The following is a 17,171-nucleotide window of genomic DNA, read 5'->3' on the forward strand; positions in this document are numbered from 1 at the left end:
CGAAGCCGCCCAGGCAACTAGGAGATCCGTCGTCGCGCATCCTGCAGGCGAGGGTCGGGGTAAGTTGCCATCGGCTCGCCCAGGGGCTGCGCCTTCTCTAAAAGCAGGTCCGTCGTCGTGTGCCGATCGACGGCACGGGAGAACAGGTAGCCTTGGCCGAGGACGCATCCAGCCGCCTGCAGCATATCCGCCTGCACTTCCGTCTCGATCCCCTCGGCAATGACGCGGATGCCGAGCTTCGTTGCGATCTGCAGTATGCCTTCGACGATAGCCATGCTCGCATTGTCAGCGGCGAGCCGGTCGACAAAGCTCTTGTCGATCTTGATGATGTCCACTGGCACCGTCAGCAGGTGCGTCAGCGACGCATAACCTGTCCCGAAGTCATCCAACGCCACTCGGAAACCCTTGGCGCGAAGTGTTTCCACGCCTTTTTGCACGGAGCGACCGGCATCGCCCATGTAAACGGTTTCGGTCACCTCGACGATGACATGCTTCAACGGCACTTCAGCCTGCCCGAACGTGTCCTCGAGCATGGTGTCGAGCGCACCGCTATGCATGTCGGCGGACGAGATATTGACGCCCACGTGCTGGAATGGAATGCCCATGTCCAACCAGTCACGGACATCGGTAGCCACGAGCGTCATCATCCGTCCTGTCAGCGCGCGTGCAACATGCACGTCCTGCATGGCGTCTTGGAAGTCGGCGGCGGCGATGATCCGGGTTCCCAGCCGCATGCGACACAAGGCCTCCAACCCCACGATCTCACGCGTGTCGAGACGAACGACGGGTTGGTAGAACGCTTCGATCCGGTTTTCGCGTAGAGCGGCATCCACCTCGCGGATATGGCCGAGGCGGCGCGTCATGTTTGTTCCCAAACCCGGCCAATAGCGCACAAAACCGCCCCGGCCGGTCTCCTTGGCGTGATACAGCGCATAATCCGCATTCTGGCGGACCCGCTCCGCAATACTGTCGCCAGCCAGGAACTCCGCCCCGCCTATGGTGGCACGCGGAGCGATGATGTGGCCGCCGCAATCCGCGGGATGGGCCAGGGCTGCAAGGATCCGCTCTGCGCTCTGGTCAAGATCGAGCCGCTCGTCTCCCGCGTCGAGTATGATGGCGAATTCATCACCCCCGGTGCGAAAGGCTTTGCCGTTGGCGGCTGATGCGGCAATCCTGCGGCCGGCAATTCGAAGCAGGCTGTCACCCGCATGGTGGCCGAAGGTGTCGTTCACGACTTTCAGATTGTCGAGATCAAGCACGAGCAGCGCCCAGTCTCCTGGTTGGCTGTGGTCCAGCTTCGCCAGGGCTGCATCGAAAGCGGCACGATTGGCGAGACCGGTAAGTCCGTCGTTAAAAGCCCGCCTCTCATGTTCGACAAGACGCTGGTGGCGATCGAGCGCGATGACGCAAAGGTGCACGCAGTGTTGAACGATCTCCCTCTCCAGCTGTGTCGGGCCTCTGCACTCGCGATAGTAGAAGGCGAAGGTTCCGATGGCTTCCCCTGCCACATTGAGGATCGGACTGGACCAGCATGCCCGAAGGCCCAGTGGAAGGGCCAGATGGCGAAAGGCAGCCCACCGTGGATCACTCGCGATGTCGGCGACGGTCACCTCCTTACGGTAATATGCCGCAGTGCCGCAGGAGCCAGCTTCCGGTCCGATTGCCACGCCATCCAACGCCGCGGAATAGCTGGCGGGAAGGCTTGGTCCGGCCAGCGGATGGATGAAGCCGTCGCCAGCAACGGTCAGAACCGAACAGATGACGCCGGGAGACAGTTTCTCCGCCTCGACGCACATCCGGGATGCCGTGTTCGCGAGCGTTTCGCCCGTCGCTATCAGTTCGAGGATTATGTTTTGAAGTGCTAGCACTGTTCTCGAAGCTTGCGGTGGTGACGGGCTGGATCGGCAGTCGACAAGCATGATCTGATATTCGAAAGTTGTTAACGCGTGCTCGCATGCCCACTGCGGGTTTTGCCTATATCCCGATTATGCAAGGGCCCGCGTGGAGCATTCGTTTGCTCGCCTCTCAGTGGCGAGAAGCTGTAATAGTCTGAAACACGGGGCGGTAGCTTCCATCTCACGTCTTTCGCGAGAACTGCCGCGACTTTCGCACAACGGGCCCCACGATAGGGATCACACCCTACCGACCAGGACCGATGTGTGCATGCCTTCGATCTCGGACGCGGCATTCTCGGCCGCACCGCCATATAGTTGGGATGCCATGCGATCCGATGCCATTGCTGGAGGCAGCCAATAACATTGATCAGGCCGCTCAAGGCCTCGGCCGCTGCTGACCGTAGGCCCACATACTGGTCATCGTCACGTTGCGACCGAAGTGCTTGCCAACGGTGGTGCTGACCATGTCCGGAAGTGACGCTCGCCCACCCGGGCGCCGCCAGTAGAAGGTCCGAAAATCGGGACTGTCGCTCGACATGAGCGGGGGGCCGAAGCGGGCGCGAAGCTGCCGGGCAAGTGCCTCGCCTTCGGCAAGGAGAGTGGCAGGGGACTCGTCCCTCTCCCAACGATTGCTGAAATTCACCACTGCCAACCTGCGACCTTCGACGAGGTCGAGGAAGAACAGGCTGACCCGCATCGGCTTTTTCGCAGCTTGGTAACAGGGGGAATCGTCGCCGTGGTTGAACGGGTCGACCAGCAGGCTATCCTTGCTCGTACACGGGATCTGGACGTAGCCATGCTGCTTGAGCGCCGCTTCCACCTGCGGTGGCGACATCAGCGGGGCGATGCCGTCGATCGCGGCGCCCGTCCACTCGGGGCGCGTCTCCACCGGCAACTCGGGCTTGCCCTGGCAGCCCAGCAGCGCCAACGCGACCGGCAGCAACCATGACGATCGTAAGCCTTGCCGCCTTGCTGTCGAAGTCGTCATGGAATCATCTCGCAACTATCTGCAGGTGAAACAGCGCCATGCAGGGCGGCGAATGGATCAGCCAAGGGGCTTTCCATCGAAGCCTCGCCTTGCCGTTCTCCGTGCTGATGGGACATCGCGGCCATCCAACGTCTCTAGGACGTTCGCGAATCCGCGACAACGGCCAGTGCCCACAGGTCCAGCACGCGCGTCCCCCACCTGCTCCGCCAAGGCCCATGAAATGTTATAACATAGTTCTTGATACACTGTATCATTGGGGTTACGAGCGGGACGATAATGCCCAGGGAGCACGCCCCATGACTCGATTATTATTCGGCGCCAGCCTGTTGGCACTTTGCGTCACGCAGCCAACGTTTGCCCAGACGACCGGTCCCGGACGATCCGACCCTGTGGCTCCGCCCCGCCAGGGCGACATCATCGTGACCGCGCCTTTCCTGCAGAGCGAGGCCGACATCCTGCAAGGTACGTCGATCATCAGCGGCGAGGAACTCACGCGCGAATTGCGACCAACGATCGGCGAAACGCTCGCGCGGCAGCCAGGGGTGTCGTCGACCTCGTTCGGGCCCTCGGCATCCCGTCCCGTCCTGCGCGGCCTTCAGGGCGATCGCATTCGCGTGCTTACCGACGGCATCGGCTCGATCGATGTCAGCAACACCTCGGTCGATCATGCCGTGGCGATCGATCCGCTTCTTGCCGAACGGATCGAAGTCCTGCGCGGCCCTTCCGCCTTGCTGTTCGGCTCGTCGGCAATCGGCGGCGTGGTCAACGTGATCGACACGCGCATTCCCCGCTCGATCCCGGACAAGGGATATCGTGTCAGTGCGATCGGCACGTATGGGTCGGCCGCGAACGAGCGCTCGGGCTCGGCAGCCGGCGACGTAGCGGTCGGCAGGCTGGTGCTGCATGCCGATGGCTCTTACCTCAAGACCGACGACCTTGAGATCGGCGGTCATGTTCTCTCTCGCAGCGCGCGCGAACAGGCTCTTGGCCAGGTCGGCTTGCCACAGGAGATCGAGCCCGGCGAAGACGGTGCCCCGGGCGAGCCGATCGACTTTGCCGGCAATGCCGCCTTGCGCGGCCGTCTGCCGAACTCTGCGAGCAAGACGTGGTCGGCCGGCGCCGGCGCATCGCTGATCACCGACACGGGTCACCTTGGCATTTCCTACAGCCACTACGACAGCTTCTATGGCGTACCCGTACGATATGCGACGCTGATCGGGCAGGAACAGGAAGCTCCGCGCCTGGACATCGTGCAGAATCGCGTCGACTTGCGCGGGGAAGTGGAGACCGGCGGCGGATTCCTGGATAAGATACGCGTGCGCGCCGGGCATGCGACGTATCGCCACTTCGAAGTCGAAGAGAATGGCGAGATCGCCACCACCTTCCGCAACAACGGCCTGGAGGGCCGCGTCGAACTGGTTCAGGCCAATCGCGACGGCTGGCACGGCGCAAGCGGCGTCCAGTACTTCAACCGGCAATTCGACGTGCAAGGCGAAGAAGCATTCCTGCCGCGCAATGAAACCAATCAGACCGGTGTCTTCACGTTGCAGCAAATCGATCTCGGCTCCTTCAAGGCCGAGGGCGGCCTGCGATACGAGTGGACCAGGCAACAGGCGAAGACCGAACAAGGCGACCTTCGCTATTTCGGCGGCAATCGCAACTTTGCGGCCTTGTCGGGATCGCTGGGCGTATCGTTTGCCCCGGTCGAAGGTATCCGGCTGGGCTTGAACGGGTCGCGAACCGAACGTGCGCCCTCTGCCGAGGAGCTGTTCGCCAATGGTGGCCATGCCGGGACGCAGGCTTACGAGCTGGGCGATCCCGATTTCCGCAAGGAACGTTCATGGGGGATCGAAGCCACCTTGCATGCGCATGGCGAAGGTTTCAGCTTCGATGCATCCGCCTATCATAACTGGTTCAACAACTTCATTTACGAGAACCAGGTGGGACAGGGCATCTGTCAGGCCGCTGCCGACCCTTCGGGGCGCGAGGTCGAACTCCCGTGTTTCCAGTATCAGCAAGCCAATGCCCGGTTCTATGGTTTCGAGGCGGATGCGTCGGTACGTGTGGCGCGGCTTGGAAGCTACACCATCAATCTCGATGGCGTAGGCGACTACGTGCATGCGAACATCCGTGGTGGTGGTCCGGTGCCGCGCATCCCTCCGCTGCGGTTGCTGGGCGGCGTGGAAGCGCAAAGCGATCTGCTTACCGCGCGCGCCGAAATCGAGCATGTGTTTGATCAGAAACGCACTGCATCGTTCGAAACACCGACGAATGAATACACGCTGGTCAACGCCAACATCGCGATCCGTCCGTTCGGTCGCGACAACAACACGACCCTGCTGCTGAGCGCCAACAATCTGTTCGATGTCGTGGCGCGGCGCCACGCGAGCTTCCTGAAAGACTTCGCGCCACTGGCGGGACGTGATTTCCGCGCCACGATCCGCTTCAGCATCTAGTGTCCCAAGCGGCGCCGGGCCAATTCGGCGCCGCTGGCATCCGGTGGGATTGTCCGATCCGCCGGGGATCCGCCAGCTTATCGACACGCATCATCGGGACGTGATGCCGGCTACGATCACGTTAAGCGCCATCGGCAAGATGATCGGCCGACGGGCAGAGGCCAGCGGCGGCTGTTCCGCTATGTATCAAAACATGGCTTTCGCAACTCGCGTGGCGAAGAGTGGTTTAGTATCACAAGCGCAAGTGTGCCGTCGTCATCCGTGTGGCGGAGACGAACCAGATCGCCCCTGATCGATATGGAGATGCCTGTCTTTATGAACGTCCGCTCACGACCGGACCGAGGGCCATTCAACTGGCCCGGGTTTGTGTTCGCGGCGTTCATCGCGCTCTTCACCGCCATGTTTTTCGCCGTCATACCGCTCGGAGCGGCGACGGTGCAGGCTTACGGATCGGCTTTCGACCCGACGACGGCGGTGATGTCGCTGCAGCCCCGATCAGACGACCCGACGCAGGACGAGCGCACGATCCGCCAGTCGGACGACGATAGTTCCCCCCATCCCACCACCTGCATCGGTGCCTGCGCCGTGCATGCGCCGAGCGCGACAGTGAGCCGACTTCCTGCTCATATCGCGCCGCATGGCTACGCCGCACTTACCCTGAGACCGCCATCGCCCGACAGCGGTGCGCGGTTCGACGCCAGAGCGCCCCCGATTTCCTGACCCGCGGCCTTGCGGCCCACGCCGCTTGGCCAATTGCGAACTTTCGATCCGGCACCTCTGGCGTGCCATCGAAAGACCGCGAAAGCTCAGGTTCCGTACGGAGGTCGGTATGGATCAGCCGAAAAGACGCCCGCCCCGTTGGTTCGCGCCAACCGTGTGGGCCAGCATGGCCGTCGCGGTGAGCGTCCTCGCCATCGTGATCGGCGCAACCGAATGATAGAGCCATGCCGGGGGATGCACGTGCCCTCCCCGGCATGCTGGAACAAGTCATGCCACATCACACCCCCTTGATCGGCACGATCGTCGCCGGTCTGGTCGTCGCCTTCCTGATGGGCGCACTCGCGCATAGGCTGAAGGTCTCGCCACTGGTGGGCTACCTTCTGGCCGGCGTCATCGTCGGCCCGTTCACTCCCGGATATGTCGCCAACACGAACCTGGCCAACGAACTGGCGGAGATCGGGGTCATCCTGCTGATGTTCGGCGTCGGCCTGCACTTCTCGCTGCGCGATCTGCTGTCGGTCCGCAGGATCGCGATACCCGGCGCGATCTGCCAGATCGCCGTCGCGACGCTGCTGGGCCTCGGGCTGGCAAGTCTGTTCGGCTGGACCATGATGGAAGGTCTCGTCTTCGGCCTAGCGCTGTCGGTCGCCAGTACGGTGGTCCTGCTGCGCGCGCTGGAGGGTCACAACATCGTCCAGACACAGCGAGGCCGCATCGCGGTGGGCTGGCTGATCGTCGAGGACCTGGTCATGGTACTCGCGCTGGTGCTGCTGCCGGTCTTGGCGCGCATCATGAACGAGGCGTCCGGTGCCGGGATCGAAGCCATCGTCCAGCCTCTGGCGACGACTGCGGTCAAGATCGCCGGATTCATGGCGCTGATGCTGCTCGTCGCGCGCAAGTTGATCCCGTGGGCGCTTCACTGGGTCGTGCATACCGGTTCACGCGAGCTGTTCCGCCTCGCCGTGCTGGCGATCGCGCTGGGCGTCGCGTTCGGGGCCGCGCTGGCGTTCGACGTGTCCTTCGCGCTCGGTGCCTTCTTCGCCGGCATGATCCTGGGCGAGACACCGCTGAGCCGCCAGGCCACGGTGGAGACCCTGCCGTTGCGCGATGCGTTCGCGGTGCTGTTCTTCGTGTCGGTGGGCATGTTGTTCAATCCGATGATCGTGCTCGAACACCCGCTGCCGCTGCTGGGCACGGTGGCGATCATCCTGTTGGGCAAGTCGCTCGCCGCGTACCTGATCGTGCGCGTGTTCGGGCACGACAACCGCACGGCCCTGACCGTCGCTGCCAGTCTGGCACAGATCGGCGAGTTCTCGTTCATCCTGGTGTCGCTGGGAACGCGCCTGGAGGTGCTGCCGGGCGAAGGGCGCGACCTCATCCTGGCCGGCGCGATCATATCGATCTTCCTCAATCCCTTCATCTTCTCGCTCGTCGCCACCCGGCACAAGCAAGACGAGTCCACGCGGCCGATGCCGGCGGTGCCGCGCACGACCAAGGGCCATATCATCCTTGTCGGCTACGGGCGCATCGGCTCGCGTATCGCCGCCGAACTGCAACGCGGCGAGCAACCGTATGTAATCATCGAGGATCAGCAGGACATCGTCGCCCGTGCCGTGCAGGACGGTCACAAGGTCGTGCGCGGCAATGCGCTCGACACGCGCACCCTCGAAGCGGCGGGGATCGAACAGGCCGGGCGCCTGCTCATCGCCATACCCGAAGGGTTTGAGGGCGGCGCGATCGTCGAGCGGGTGCACACTCTCAACCCCGATCTTGCGGTGATCGCGCGCGCGCATTCGGATGCCGAAGTCGCGCACCTGGAACAACTCGGCGTGCCCGACGTGGTCACCGGAGAGCGCGAGATCTCGGCACGCATGCTCAGCCTGGCTTCACGGCCGGTGGCGGAAAGCCAGCGTGCTTAGCTGCGCTTCGTTCGCCGGCCACGCCATGCTCAAGTGCCCCCGAAGATCTTTCCGACGAGCCATATCCCCGCAGCAAACAACACCACCGCCGACCAGACGAGCAAAGTTTTCTGCCAATCGCGCAGTTGCCAACGTGCCGGCTTCGCGTTCCGTAGTCCGCTCGACGGTTCTGGCCGGTAGCCTTGAAACTGCCGTTCGTTCTTCGGCGGACGCTTGAACTTGTGCACGGTACCCATAGCCAGGATCCTAGACCGCGGACTTCCCGATGTCGATCGAAGCATCTCGGTAGAGGGGCGCCGCATGCCACGGCGACGGCATTTCGCCGGACGGCGGATGCATCGCTTCGTCCATTCAATCGTTAATGCCAGATGATAGGCTGGAAAATCGCCGTTAGGGGCCTCGCGCTCGCCTTGTCGCCGCTCGGTGCCGCAGCGCAGAGCGTGTCGCTTGGCGCCAACCTTGAGCGGTACGCTTATCCGTTCCCGGTGAACTGGTTCGAGACCACTTCGCAAGGCGATCCGATCCGCATGGCCTATCTCGATGTCGCGGCCCCGCACGATCGACACGGCGAGACGGTCGTCCTGCTGCATGGCAAGAATTTTTGCGCCGCGACATGGGCCGACACCGCCCGAGCGCTTGCAGCCAAGCATTTCCGGGTCATCGCACCGGATCAGGTCGGCTTCTGCAAGTCGTCGAAGCCGGCGGGCTATCAGTACAGTTTCCACACCATGGCGGCGATGACCCGCAGCCTGCTCGATCATGTGGGTGCGAAAAAAGTAGTGGTCGTCGGCCACTCGACCGGTGGCATGCTGGCGATGCGGTTCGCTCTTCTTTATCCCGATCGCGTGTCGAAGCTGGTGCTGGTGAATCCCCTGGGACTGAACGACACGTTGGCCGAGGGGGTACCCTATGCGGACCTTGGCGCGTTGAGGGCCGAGGAGGCGAATACCAACGCTGCCTCGATCAAGGCCTATCAGCTTCGCAACTATTACCATGGCGAATGGAGACCCGCCTATGACCAATGGGTGACAATGCTGGCGGGACAATACGCCAGCCCCGATGGTGATACCGTTCGGGACGCGCAAGCGCGCTTGTCCGACATGATCCAGACCCAGCCCGTCGCGGCCGAGCTCTCCCGCCTGAAGGTACCGGTCACGCTGATCATCGGCCAGCGCGATACCACGGCGTTCAGGGCGAACACTGCCCCACCCGAGTTGCGCGGCAAGGTGAAGACCGTGCCCGAGGCTGCCGAGGTCGCGATCAGGCTCATGCCGAACGCGACGTTGACCCGCCTCGCCGACCTGGGCCATTCGCCCCAAGTCGAGGCGCCGGCACAGTTCATGGACAGCCTGTTCGCCGCACTCGCCGCGCAATGACCGTCGGCTGCTGGCGTTCGCGCCGATCGCTATCCCACGAAGGCTCGCTCGATCACGAAGTCTCCCGGGTTGGCGTTCGAGCCTTCGCTGAAGCCGAGCGATTCCAGCGTTCCCGTCAAGTCGCGGATCATCTCCATGCTGCCGCACAGCATGACCCGGTCGCTTACGGGATCGAAATGATGGCCACCGCCCAAGCCATCGAACAGGCGGCCGCTTTCGATCAGCGCGCCGATGCGGCCGGTGGTGTGGAACGGCTCGCGCGTCACGGTCGGAACATAGGTCAGTTGCAGCAATGCCTGGTCCTGGACCAAGGGATCGTGCGCAAGCTGGCTCTCGAGGTCGTCGCGGTATGCCAGATCGCTGACCGTGCGGACACAATGGACGATCACGATCTGGCTGAACCGATCGTAGATATCCGGATCGCGGATCAACGAGAGGAAAGGCGCAAGGCCGGTTCCGGTCGACAGCATGAACAATCGCCGCCCGGGCCGCAGCGCGTCGGCCACCAACGTGCCCGTAGGCTTGCGGCCCAGGAAGACCGGGTCGCCTGGACGGACGAGCTGCAGGCGCGATGTCAGCGGTCCATCGGCGACCTTGATCGACAGGAATTCCAGTTCTTCCGCCCACGAGGGAGACGCGATCGAGTACGCACGCAACAGCGGACGCGTCTCGCCCGGAAGGCCGATCATGACGAACTCGCCCGAGCGGAAACGGAATGAGGGCGGCCGCGTGATCGCGAAGCTGAACAGGTGCTGGTTCCAGTGATGCACGCGCACCACCTCCTCCACGGTCAGCGTCGACGGAGCGAGGGCGGCCAGCGTCATCTTGCGATCGCTCATCAGGTTCAATTCTCGATTGGCGTTGTCAGGGTTTCGGTCAGGTCGATCCCGGCAAGCAGAAGATGCATGGTGCACGACGCCATGGCCCGAGTGACGGGCTGCACGCTCTCCTCGCGCACCAGACGCCCGAGTGTCGCCATGACGAGCGCGCTGTTACCCTGTCCCGTCGCGTTCCAGAGCGAGAGCAGCACGGCCTCGTTCTCATGGATGCGGCAGCAATTGACCTGGGCGAACTGCAACCTGGTCAGCGCATCGCGATGGAGCAGCGCGTTCGCGATGTGAAAGTCAGGCAGAGCGGCGCTCGCCCCCATGCCGTTGAAGCCGCGAAACAGGGTCCGTGGCGGGCAGGACTTGTTCGCGACCGCCGAAGTCCAGCCGCGCATGGCCCAAATCACGAAGCGCCCGGCATTGCCCAGCGTGCTGGGGTGACGATCTACGAAGGCATACATAGGCGGGCCTCTAAATCTCCGGCGCTCGGAGCAGGTGACGCGGCTCATCGCCGCACTTGCAATCAAAAAGGATATTGCGAGTCATTATCATATAAGCATGACGAAGTACGCGCTGCCCGTCAAGACCGGTGAGGGAATGCAGGCGCTGACTAGCCATGCTTCCAGCAATCGCGGCGTGCCGATGCCGAGCACGCGAGCGTCACAAGGCAAGATGACAGGTTGACTGGTATCTGGGCAGCAATCGAGCGCCGACGGGACTACCCGATCAGCGCCGGCAACGCGGTGAAGGCGATCGCGACGATCGAGAGTGACAGCCCAAGGCCCGGTATCGAGACCAGCGTCCTGATCGATCGCCAGCGGGTGATGCCGTAGAGCGCGGCAAAGGCGACCACCGTGAGCACCGCCGCCAGCCAGCGGGCCAGCGATTGTTCGGGAAAGACGCTGCTCACGCTCCACAACAGGGTGAAATGCGCGGCCCAGATGCTGAACGCCAGAAACGGGGTGAGCAGGTCAAGGCGGTTGGTGAAGTCGTGCTGCATCACGCCCCCGGATAGAGGCGCGTCAGCAGGACGATCACGAGGCCCTGGAACGCGGTGTAACCGATGAACCGTACGACGATATCGAGCGTGACGTTGGTCGGCGTGGTCAGCAGTCCCTTGCCGCTGCGATAACCGAGGTACAGCGCCATGATCCCGGCGATCGCGACGGTGAACCCCTGGAAGGCGATCAACACGAAGACGGTAGCGCCCTGCCCACTCATCTTGGGGTCAAGCCCCGCGCCGCTCCAGCTCGCAACGTCCCACCAGCAGGCTGCGCCAAGCAGCATCGCGCCCAGGAGGCCAAGCAGCCACGGCCACTGCCCGGCGAATTCTCCGCGCTCGGTGGTGGCAAGTACGCGGCGCGAAAGCCATGCAGCGACGATCGCCAGAACAAGCATGAGCGAGATAGCCATGGTCTGCATCGTCGGCGGCGCCGGGATCCATACTTCGGGGTGGATGCCGTAAAGATAGAGGTACCCGAACAAACCCATCAGCACGATCATGCCCATGACCGTGAACAGCGTGTTGAGCGCCCACCAGCCATGGCTCTGCGGGCCGGTGAGCGAGATCGGCACGATGATACCGGCGCCGATATCGGCCTTGTCCTGCTGGATGGGGCGGTCGGTTTCCCACAACCAGCGCAGCACGCAGGCGATGCCCAGAACGCCGCTGACCGCGCCGAACATGTAGGCCTGCACGGTCAGCGCAAGGAAGAAGCCTGCCGTCAGCACCGCCGCGGCGAGCGGCCACACCGAAGGACCAGGCATCAGTTGCAGGTACTGCGGCTCGGCGTTGATCGGCGAGGTCACGATCGTCTCGCGCAAGCCGGTGACGCTGCCCGGCAGGAAGTACCGACCCTGCTCCACGTCGTCACAGATCCTGGGATCGTCCCACAGCGGATCGCGGCTGCGCACCACCGGGATCGAGCGGGTGGAGTAAAGCCCGGTCGGCAGCCACTCCAGCGTGCTTCCGCCATAGATGTTGCCGGCGTCGTCATCGGTGGTGAAGCGGAAATTGCGCGCGAGATCGATCAGGAACAGCACCACGCCGGCGCCCATGACGAACGCGCCCACGGTCGAGATCTGGTTCAGCAGATCGAGGCCGCGCCCCGGCATGTAGGTGTACACGCGGCGCGGCATGCCCATGAAGCCGGTGAGATGCATCGGCAGGAAGGTGATGTGCAACCCGGTGAACTGCAGCCAGAACACCCACTTGCCCACGCGTTCGCTCAGCGGCCGGCTGCTGGTCATCCCGACCCAGTGATAGAACGCGGCGAACATCGGGAAGACCATGCCGCCGATCAGGACGTAGTGCAGGTGCGCGACGATGAAGTAGGTGTCATGCGCCTGCCAGTCGAACGGCACCATGCCGACCATCACCCCCGTCAGCCCGCCCATGGTGAAGACCAGCACCGATCCCACCACGAACAAGGCAGGCGTCGACCAGCGGATCTTTCCGCTCGCGAGCGTGGCGATCCAGCAGAACACCTGAATTCCGGCGGGCAGGCTCACCGCCATCGAGGCGGCGCTGAAGTAGCCGGTCGACAGCCGTGGCATGCCGGTCGCGAACATGTGGTGCGCCCAGACGCCGAAGCTGATGAAGCCGGTGGCGACCAGTGCCAGCACGTTGAGCCGGTAGCCGATCAGCGGCGTGCGGGCGACCGTCGAAACCATCATGCTCATCAACCCGGCGGCGGGCAGGAAGATGATATACACTTCGGGGTGTCCGAAGAACCAGAACAGGTGCTGCCACAGCATCGGGTCGCCGCCGCGCGTGGGGTCGAAGAACGGCCAGTTGAACGCCCGCTCCAGCTCCAGCAGCAAGGTGCTCAGGATGACCGACGGAAAGGCGATGACGATCATCGCCGCGAACACGAGCATGGCCCAGGCGAACATCGGCATGCGGTCCAGCGTCATGCCCGGCGCGCGGGTGCGCAGGACGCCGACGATGATTTCGATGGCGCCGGCGATCGCGCTGATCTCGATGAAGCCGATGCCGAGCAGCCAGAAGTCGGCGTTGATGCCGGGGCTGTACGCGATCGAGGTCAGCGGCGGGTACATGAACCAGCCGCCGTCCGGCGCGAGGCCGACGAACAGCGAAGCGAAGAAGCACAGACCGCCCACCAGATAGGCCCAGAACGCATAGGCCGACAGGCGTGGGAACGGCAGGTCTCGCGCCGCCAGCATCTGCGGCAGCAGCAACACCCCGATCGCCTCGACCATCGGCACCGCGAACAGGAACATCATCACCGTGCCATGCATGGTGAAGAACTGGTTGTAGGTTTCCTGCGGCAGGATCTGCAGCAGCGGCGCCGTCAACTGCACCCGCATGCCGAGGGCCAGCACCCCCGCGAGCAGGAAGAACAGGAAGGCGGTCCCGATGTAGTAAAAGCCGATGTAGTTGTTGTTGACCGCCGTCAGCAGTTCCCACCCCCTGGGCCTGCACCAGATGCGTTCGAGTTGTTCGACCTCGCCCTCGGGCCTTGGCTGACGCGTGGGGAACAGTTCGTAAAGCGTGTGGTCGAACCCGGTTTCGGATTTCATCGCCGCTGCTCGAGCCAGGCGGCGATCGCCTCCAGATCCCGGGCCGAAAGCCGGTCATAGCTGGGCATGCGATTGCCTGGCTTGATCGACTGGCTGTCCCCGATCCAGCCGGTTAGCGTGCCGCGATTATTGGGCAGGATGCCGGCACCCACCGTCAGGCGCTCGCCCATGTGGGTCAGATCGGGTCCGGCCAAGCCGTTCGCCTCGGTACCGCCGACGCGGTGGCAGGCGGCGCACCCGCTTTCCATGAACCGCTTGCGGCCTTTTACGAGTTGCGGCGTGTTTTCGACCGTGCGCGGAGGAGCGCGTCGTTTCTCCAGCCAGGCCCGGTACTGGTCCGGCGCGTGCGCTACGGCCACGAAGCCCATCAGCGCATGCGGACCGCCACAGTATTCGGCGCAGAGGCCACCGAACTGACCGGGCCGATCGGCTTGCACGCGTAAAAGGTTGACGCGGCCGGGCACCATGTCCTTCTTGCCCGAGAGGTTCGGCACCCAGAAGTTGTGGATCACGTCCGCCGAGCGCAGTTCCAGCACCACGGGCTGGCCGACGGGAAGGTGAAGTTCGTTGGCATCCTCAAGGATCACGCGGCCTTGAGGATCGAGGTATTGAACGCGGAACCACCACATCTCACCAGTGACGCGCACCCGCATCTCCTTGCCGGTGATCGGACGGCTGAGTGATGCGGTGAGCGTCAGCCCCCACATCAGCAATGCGGTCAGCACGACGCCGGGGAACAGGATGCCGCCGATCCACACCGCGCGCTCGCCGCCCAGCTTGGCCTTGAGCCTCGGTGGTCCCTTGATGGCGATGTAGAGCGCCACGACGACGATCCCGGTCACCAGCACACCCATCGCCAGCAGCGCCCAGGTGAGCGTGGTCACGCTGTAAGCGTAGGGTCCTGCCGGGTCGAGCACCGGCGGGGGCCAGCCCCACAAGGCATCAAGCATCCCCCGCTCCCAACAGATAAGCCGCCACATTACGAGCCTCGGCGGGCGTAAGCGGCATCGGCGGCATGGTGGAGCCGGGCTTGGCCTCCGGCGCGTTGCGCACGAAGGCGGCGAGGTTGGCAGGCGTGTTCGGCAAGGCTCCGGCGATCATGCCGACGTCATCGAACCCCGCGAGCGAAGGGCCGGTCCGCCCCTTGGGCCAATCGATCCCCGGAATTTCGTGACACGCCGCGCATCCGACGCGCTCGATCGCAATGCGTCCGCGTTCGATGGCTTTGCTGTCGAACTGGTATCTTGCGTCCGGAGGAGGCTTGCAGGCGCCCAAGGCGACGCAGCCAAGGACCGAAACCCGCAATAGGCTTATGGGCGAAACCGCCCCGATCCGAAAAACGCTCCCCCGCATTTGAACGGGAACCTGTGCAGGCTCGCTTGGTTCCCATGCACGGTGGCAGTCTTGACCCAAATCTTGCGCAAGGCGCTTATCGTGGCCGCCTTGTCGGGCGCCGGATGCGCCGACTTGTCGCCGCGCGAAAGCCAGTTCGAGAGCAGCGGCGAAGTCATCGCCCTGAGTGGCGGCGACGCCGGAGCCACAGGCGCATGCGTGACCTGCCATGGTCTGAATGGAGAAGGCGATGGCCACCTCGCCCCGCGTCTGGCGGGGCTGAATCGGGGTTATTTCGCCAGGCAGATGGAGTTCTACGCCAAAGGCTTGCGCCGGAACGAGCAGATGTCGTGGATCGCCCGGCGCTTGGATGGTCCGGCCCGCGAGAAGCTGGCCCGCTACTACGCGGCGCTCCCCGTGCCGGAGCAGCCGCAAGCCCAGCGACCGCAGTGCGTCGCCGTGAACCTTTATCATCAGGGCGACCCCGCCCGCGGCATACAGGCCTGCGCCGCCTGCCACGGCGAGGATGGTCGCGGCAGGCCCGGCAACCCAGCGGTTGCGGATCAACCCGCCGCCTACCTTGCCGAACAGCTACGCCAATGGCGCGCGGGTGAGCGCACCGGCGATCCGCAGCGGGTCATGACGCGGATCAGTCACGCTCTGACCGATGCGGAACGGAATGCGCTCGCGGATTATAATCCGGCCCGCCGGGATGCCACTCGGAATCCACAATCTCCGGAAGCATGCCTTTGAGCACGTCGTCCTTGTCCCAGAAGTGATGCTTGATCGCGGCCAGGGCATGTCCCGGCACCAACAAGGTCAGCATGATTACGCCGGCGACATGGACCCACAGCGCACGATCCATGATCCAGAACTGCCACTCGGGCGACAGGTTGTGGAACGGCATGTTGGGCACCGGGATGAAGCCGGCAAGGTACAGTTCCTCGGCCGGCTGGATCGCCGACCACATCATCCAGCCCGATAACGGCAGTACCGCGAACAGTGCATAGAAGGCGATGTGGATGGTGTGCGCCACGGTCGTGCGCCATCCCTGATCGTCGGCGTCGTTGATCGGTCCGGGAACCACCATGCGCCACAATAGCCGCGCGACACCCAGCGCGAGCAGGCTCAATCCGACTTCGGTGTGGAGGCGATAGGCTTCCAGCTTGTCCGGACCAACCAGATAGCGCTGCATGATCCAGCCCGAGAGGAGCTGATAGATCACCGCCGCCGCCATGATCCAGTGGAACGACACGCCGACCGGCGTGTATTTGCCCCGCTCGCGATAGGCGTGCGACCATTCCTGCAGGCTCTTGATCACGAATGCGCCACGCGGGGCACCGACAGCGCGCGGTACAGGATGGTCAGCGCGACCAGCAGGTAGATGGCCGAAGCCGGTGCCCACATGACGAGACCGGCGACCTGCTGATCCTCAAGCGGTGTCAGTCCCCACGCCTGCGTCGTCAGCCAGTGCGGCGCATATAGCGCGCTGTTCGCGAAGGTCAGCAGCGCGCCAAGCAGCCCCATCTGCACCATTGTCGCCAGCAGCGCCGCGACCGCAGCCGCCGAGGGAGCCTGCCGCAACTTGGCCCACCACAAGGCGGCGGTGCCGGTGATCGTGACCTGCATGACCCAAAACATCATGTCGCTGCCGAGCGCCACGCCATAAAGCGGCGGCGCGTGCCACGCCCAGAAGGTCAGGGCCTGCACCGCCGTCAGCACGGCAAGCGAACCCGGCAGCCGGCGCTGATGCAGGCGCAATCCCGAAACGACGAGCGGCGCCAGGATCATCGTCAGGATGAGGTGATGGACGACGCGAGCCGAGAACAGCGCCGAGCCCAGCGCGCAAAGTGGCGAAACAAACAGGATCGTGAAGCACACCACCGCACCCAGTTGCAAGGACATCCCACGATCACGGCGCACCATCGACCATAGCACCACGGCAAGCGCCGCGATCAGAACCATGGGGTCGAAATTCCACTGGGAAAGCCAACCTTCGGGGACGGGAGCGACCCCGCAATAGGGTGTCCAGGTATTCTCGACGTTCAACTAAGCGATCCCTCGATCACGCGACAAAAGGCTCATCAAGGACATACGCAGGACCTGGGCGGCGGT

Annotated in this window: 17 protein-coding genes; 6 read left to right on the plus strand and 11 right to left on the minus strand. The window is 63.8% G+C overall.

Going from position 1 to position 17,171, the window contains the following annotated elements; all coding sequences use genetic code 11:
• Window positions 1–17 precede the first annotated feature (17 nt).
• Together ACXJ1Z_RS06420 and ACXJ1Z_RS06425 are read right to left on the minus strand one after the other, a co-directional pair.
• Window positions 18–1,868: a putative bifunctional diguanylate cyclase/phosphodiesterase gene (locus ACXJ1Z_RS06420; RefSeq protein WP_463780410.1), complete on the minus strand. Its 1,851-nt coding sequence runs from the start codon at window positions 1,866–1,868 to the stop codon at window positions 18–20.
• A gap of 403 nt (window positions 1,869–2,271) precedes the next feature.
• The gene (locus ACXJ1Z_RS06425) at window positions 2,272–2,883 is read right to left on the minus strand and encodes a hypothetical protein (protein WP_463780411.1); all 612 of its coding nucleotides are present in this window, start codon (window positions 2,881–2,883) and stop codon (window positions 2,272–2,274) included.
• A 296-nt stretch (window positions 2,884–3,179) separates the two neighbouring features.
• Here ACXJ1Z_RS06425 and ACXJ1Z_RS06430 point away from each other — a divergent pair, with 296 nt between their 5' ends.
• From ACXJ1Z_RS06430 to ACXJ1Z_RS06440, 3 genes are all read left to right on the plus strand, one after another.
• Window positions 3,180–5,339, plus strand: coding sequence for a TonB-dependent receptor (locus ACXJ1Z_RS06430; protein ID WP_463780412.1), 2,160 nt, complete (start codon window positions 3,180–3,182; stop codon window positions 5,337–5,339).
• Between the two features lie 315 nt (window positions 5,340–5,654).
• A complete protein-coding gene (locus ACXJ1Z_RS06435) occupies window positions 5,655–6,059 on the plus strand; it encodes a hypothetical protein (protein ID WP_463780413.1) in 405 nt (134 codons plus the stop codon).
• Between the two features lie 269 nt (window positions 6,060–6,328).
• Complete coding sequence (locus ACXJ1Z_RS06440; protein WP_463780414.1) at window positions 6,329–7,978, plus strand: cation:proton antiporter domain-containing protein; 1,650 nt, start codon at window positions 6,329–6,331, stop codon at window positions 7,976–7,978.
• Between the two features lie 29 nt (window positions 7,979–8,007).
• On the opposite strand, the gene ACXJ1Z_RS06445 is transcribed toward ACXJ1Z_RS06440, so the two are convergent.
• The gene (locus tag ACXJ1Z_RS06445; RefSeq protein WP_463780416.1) at window positions 8,008–8,214 is read right to left on the minus strand and encodes a hypothetical protein; all 207 of its coding nucleotides are present in this window, start codon (window positions 8,212–8,214) and stop codon (window positions 8,008–8,010) included.
• A 132-nt stretch (window positions 8,215–8,346) separates the two neighbouring features.
• On the opposite strand from ACXJ1Z_RS06445, the gene ACXJ1Z_RS06450 reads away from it, so the two are divergent.
• Window positions 8,347–9,354, plus strand: a complete 1,008-nt coding sequence (locus ACXJ1Z_RS06450) for an alpha/beta fold hydrolase (protein ID WP_463780418.1) — start codon at window positions 8,347–8,349, stop codon at window positions 9,352–9,354.
• A gap of 29 nt (window positions 9,355–9,383) precedes the next feature.
• On the opposite strand, the gene ACXJ1Z_RS06455 is transcribed toward ACXJ1Z_RS06450, so the two are convergent.
• Both ACXJ1Z_RS06455 and ACXJ1Z_RS06460 read right to left on the minus strand, forming a co-directional pair.
• Window positions 9,384–10,193, minus strand: a complete 810-nt coding sequence (locus ACXJ1Z_RS06455) for a ferredoxin--NADP reductase (protein ID WP_463780419.1) — start codon at window positions 10,191–10,193, stop codon at window positions 9,384–9,386.
• Between the two features lie 5 nt (window positions 10,194–10,198).
• Complete coding sequence (locus ACXJ1Z_RS06460; RefSeq protein WP_463780421.1) at window positions 10,199–10,642, minus strand: hypothetical protein; 444 nt, start codon at window positions 10,640–10,642, stop codon at window positions 10,199–10,201.
• 34 nt (window positions 10,643–10,676) lie between these two features.
• On the opposite strand from ACXJ1Z_RS06460, the gene ACXJ1Z_RS06465 reads away from it, so the two are divergent.
• Complete coding sequence (locus ACXJ1Z_RS06465; protein WP_463780422.1) at window positions 10,677–10,865, plus strand: hypothetical protein; 189 nt, start codon at window positions 10,677–10,679, stop codon at window positions 10,863–10,865.
• Window positions 10,866–10,899: 34 nt separating this feature from the next.
• Here the strand turns inward: ACXJ1Z_RS06465 and ACXJ1Z_RS06470 are convergent, their stop codons facing one another.
• Genes ACXJ1Z_RS06470 through ACXJ1Z_RS06485 form a run of 4 tightly spaced genes read right to left on the minus strand, consistent with a single transcriptional unit; the run spans window position 10,900 to window position 15,029 of the window.
• A complete protein-coding gene (locus ACXJ1Z_RS06470) occupies window positions 10,900–11,181 on the minus strand; it encodes a hypothetical protein (protein ID WP_463780424.1) in 282 nt (93 codons plus the stop codon).
• Window positions 11,181–13,724: a cbb3-type cytochrome c oxidase subunit I gene (locus ACXJ1Z_RS06475; RefSeq protein ID WP_463780425.1), complete on the minus strand. Its 2,544-nt coding sequence runs from the start codon at window positions 13,722–13,724 to the stop codon at window positions 11,181–11,183. The genes ACXJ1Z_RS06470 and ACXJ1Z_RS06475 overlap by 1 nt, the downstream gene beginning before the upstream one ends.
• Window positions 13,721–14,674, minus strand: a complete 954-nt coding sequence (locus tag ACXJ1Z_RS06480; protein ID WP_463780426.1) for a cytochrome c oxidase subunit II — start codon at window positions 14,672–14,674, stop codon at window positions 13,721–13,723. Before ACXJ1Z_RS06480 ends, ACXJ1Z_RS06475 begins: the two co-directional genes overlap by 4 nt.
• Window positions 14,667–15,029 (minus strand): c-type cytochrome, encoded by a 363-nt coding sequence (locus ACXJ1Z_RS06485; protein WP_463780428.1) that lies wholly within the window; start codon window positions 15,027–15,029, stop codon window positions 14,667–14,669. Before ACXJ1Z_RS06485 ends, ACXJ1Z_RS06480 begins: the two co-directional genes overlap by 8 nt.
• A gap of 99 nt (window positions 15,030–15,128) precedes the next feature.
• Between ACXJ1Z_RS06485 and ACXJ1Z_RS06490 the strand changes: the two genes are divergently transcribed.
• Window positions 15,129–15,809 carry a c-type cytochrome gene (locus tag ACXJ1Z_RS06490; protein WP_463780429.1) on the plus strand — a complete coding sequence of 227 codons (681 nt, stop codon included), beginning with the start codon at window positions 15,129–15,131 and terminating at the stop codon, window positions 15,807–15,809.
• Here the strand turns inward: ACXJ1Z_RS06490 and ACXJ1Z_RS06495 are convergent.
• Together ACXJ1Z_RS06495 and ACXJ1Z_RS06500 are read right to left on the minus strand one after the other, a co-directional pair.
• On the minus strand, window positions 15,706–16,377 hold the full coding sequence (locus ACXJ1Z_RS06495; protein ID WP_463780431.1) for a cytochrome b: 672 nt from the start codon (window positions 16,375–16,377) through the stop codon (window positions 15,706–15,708). The genes ACXJ1Z_RS06490 and ACXJ1Z_RS06495 overlap by 104 nt on opposite strands.
• Window positions 16,374–17,105, minus strand: a complete 732-nt coding sequence (locus ACXJ1Z_RS06500) for a cytochrome c oxidase assembly protein (protein ID WP_463780433.1) — start codon at window positions 17,103–17,105, stop codon at window positions 16,374–16,376. Before ACXJ1Z_RS06500 ends, ACXJ1Z_RS06495 begins: the two co-directional genes overlap by 4 nt.
• Between the last annotated feature and the right edge of the window lie 66 nt (window positions 17,106–17,171).

It is taken from the genome of Novosphingobium sp. TK46, assembly GCF_055361525.1.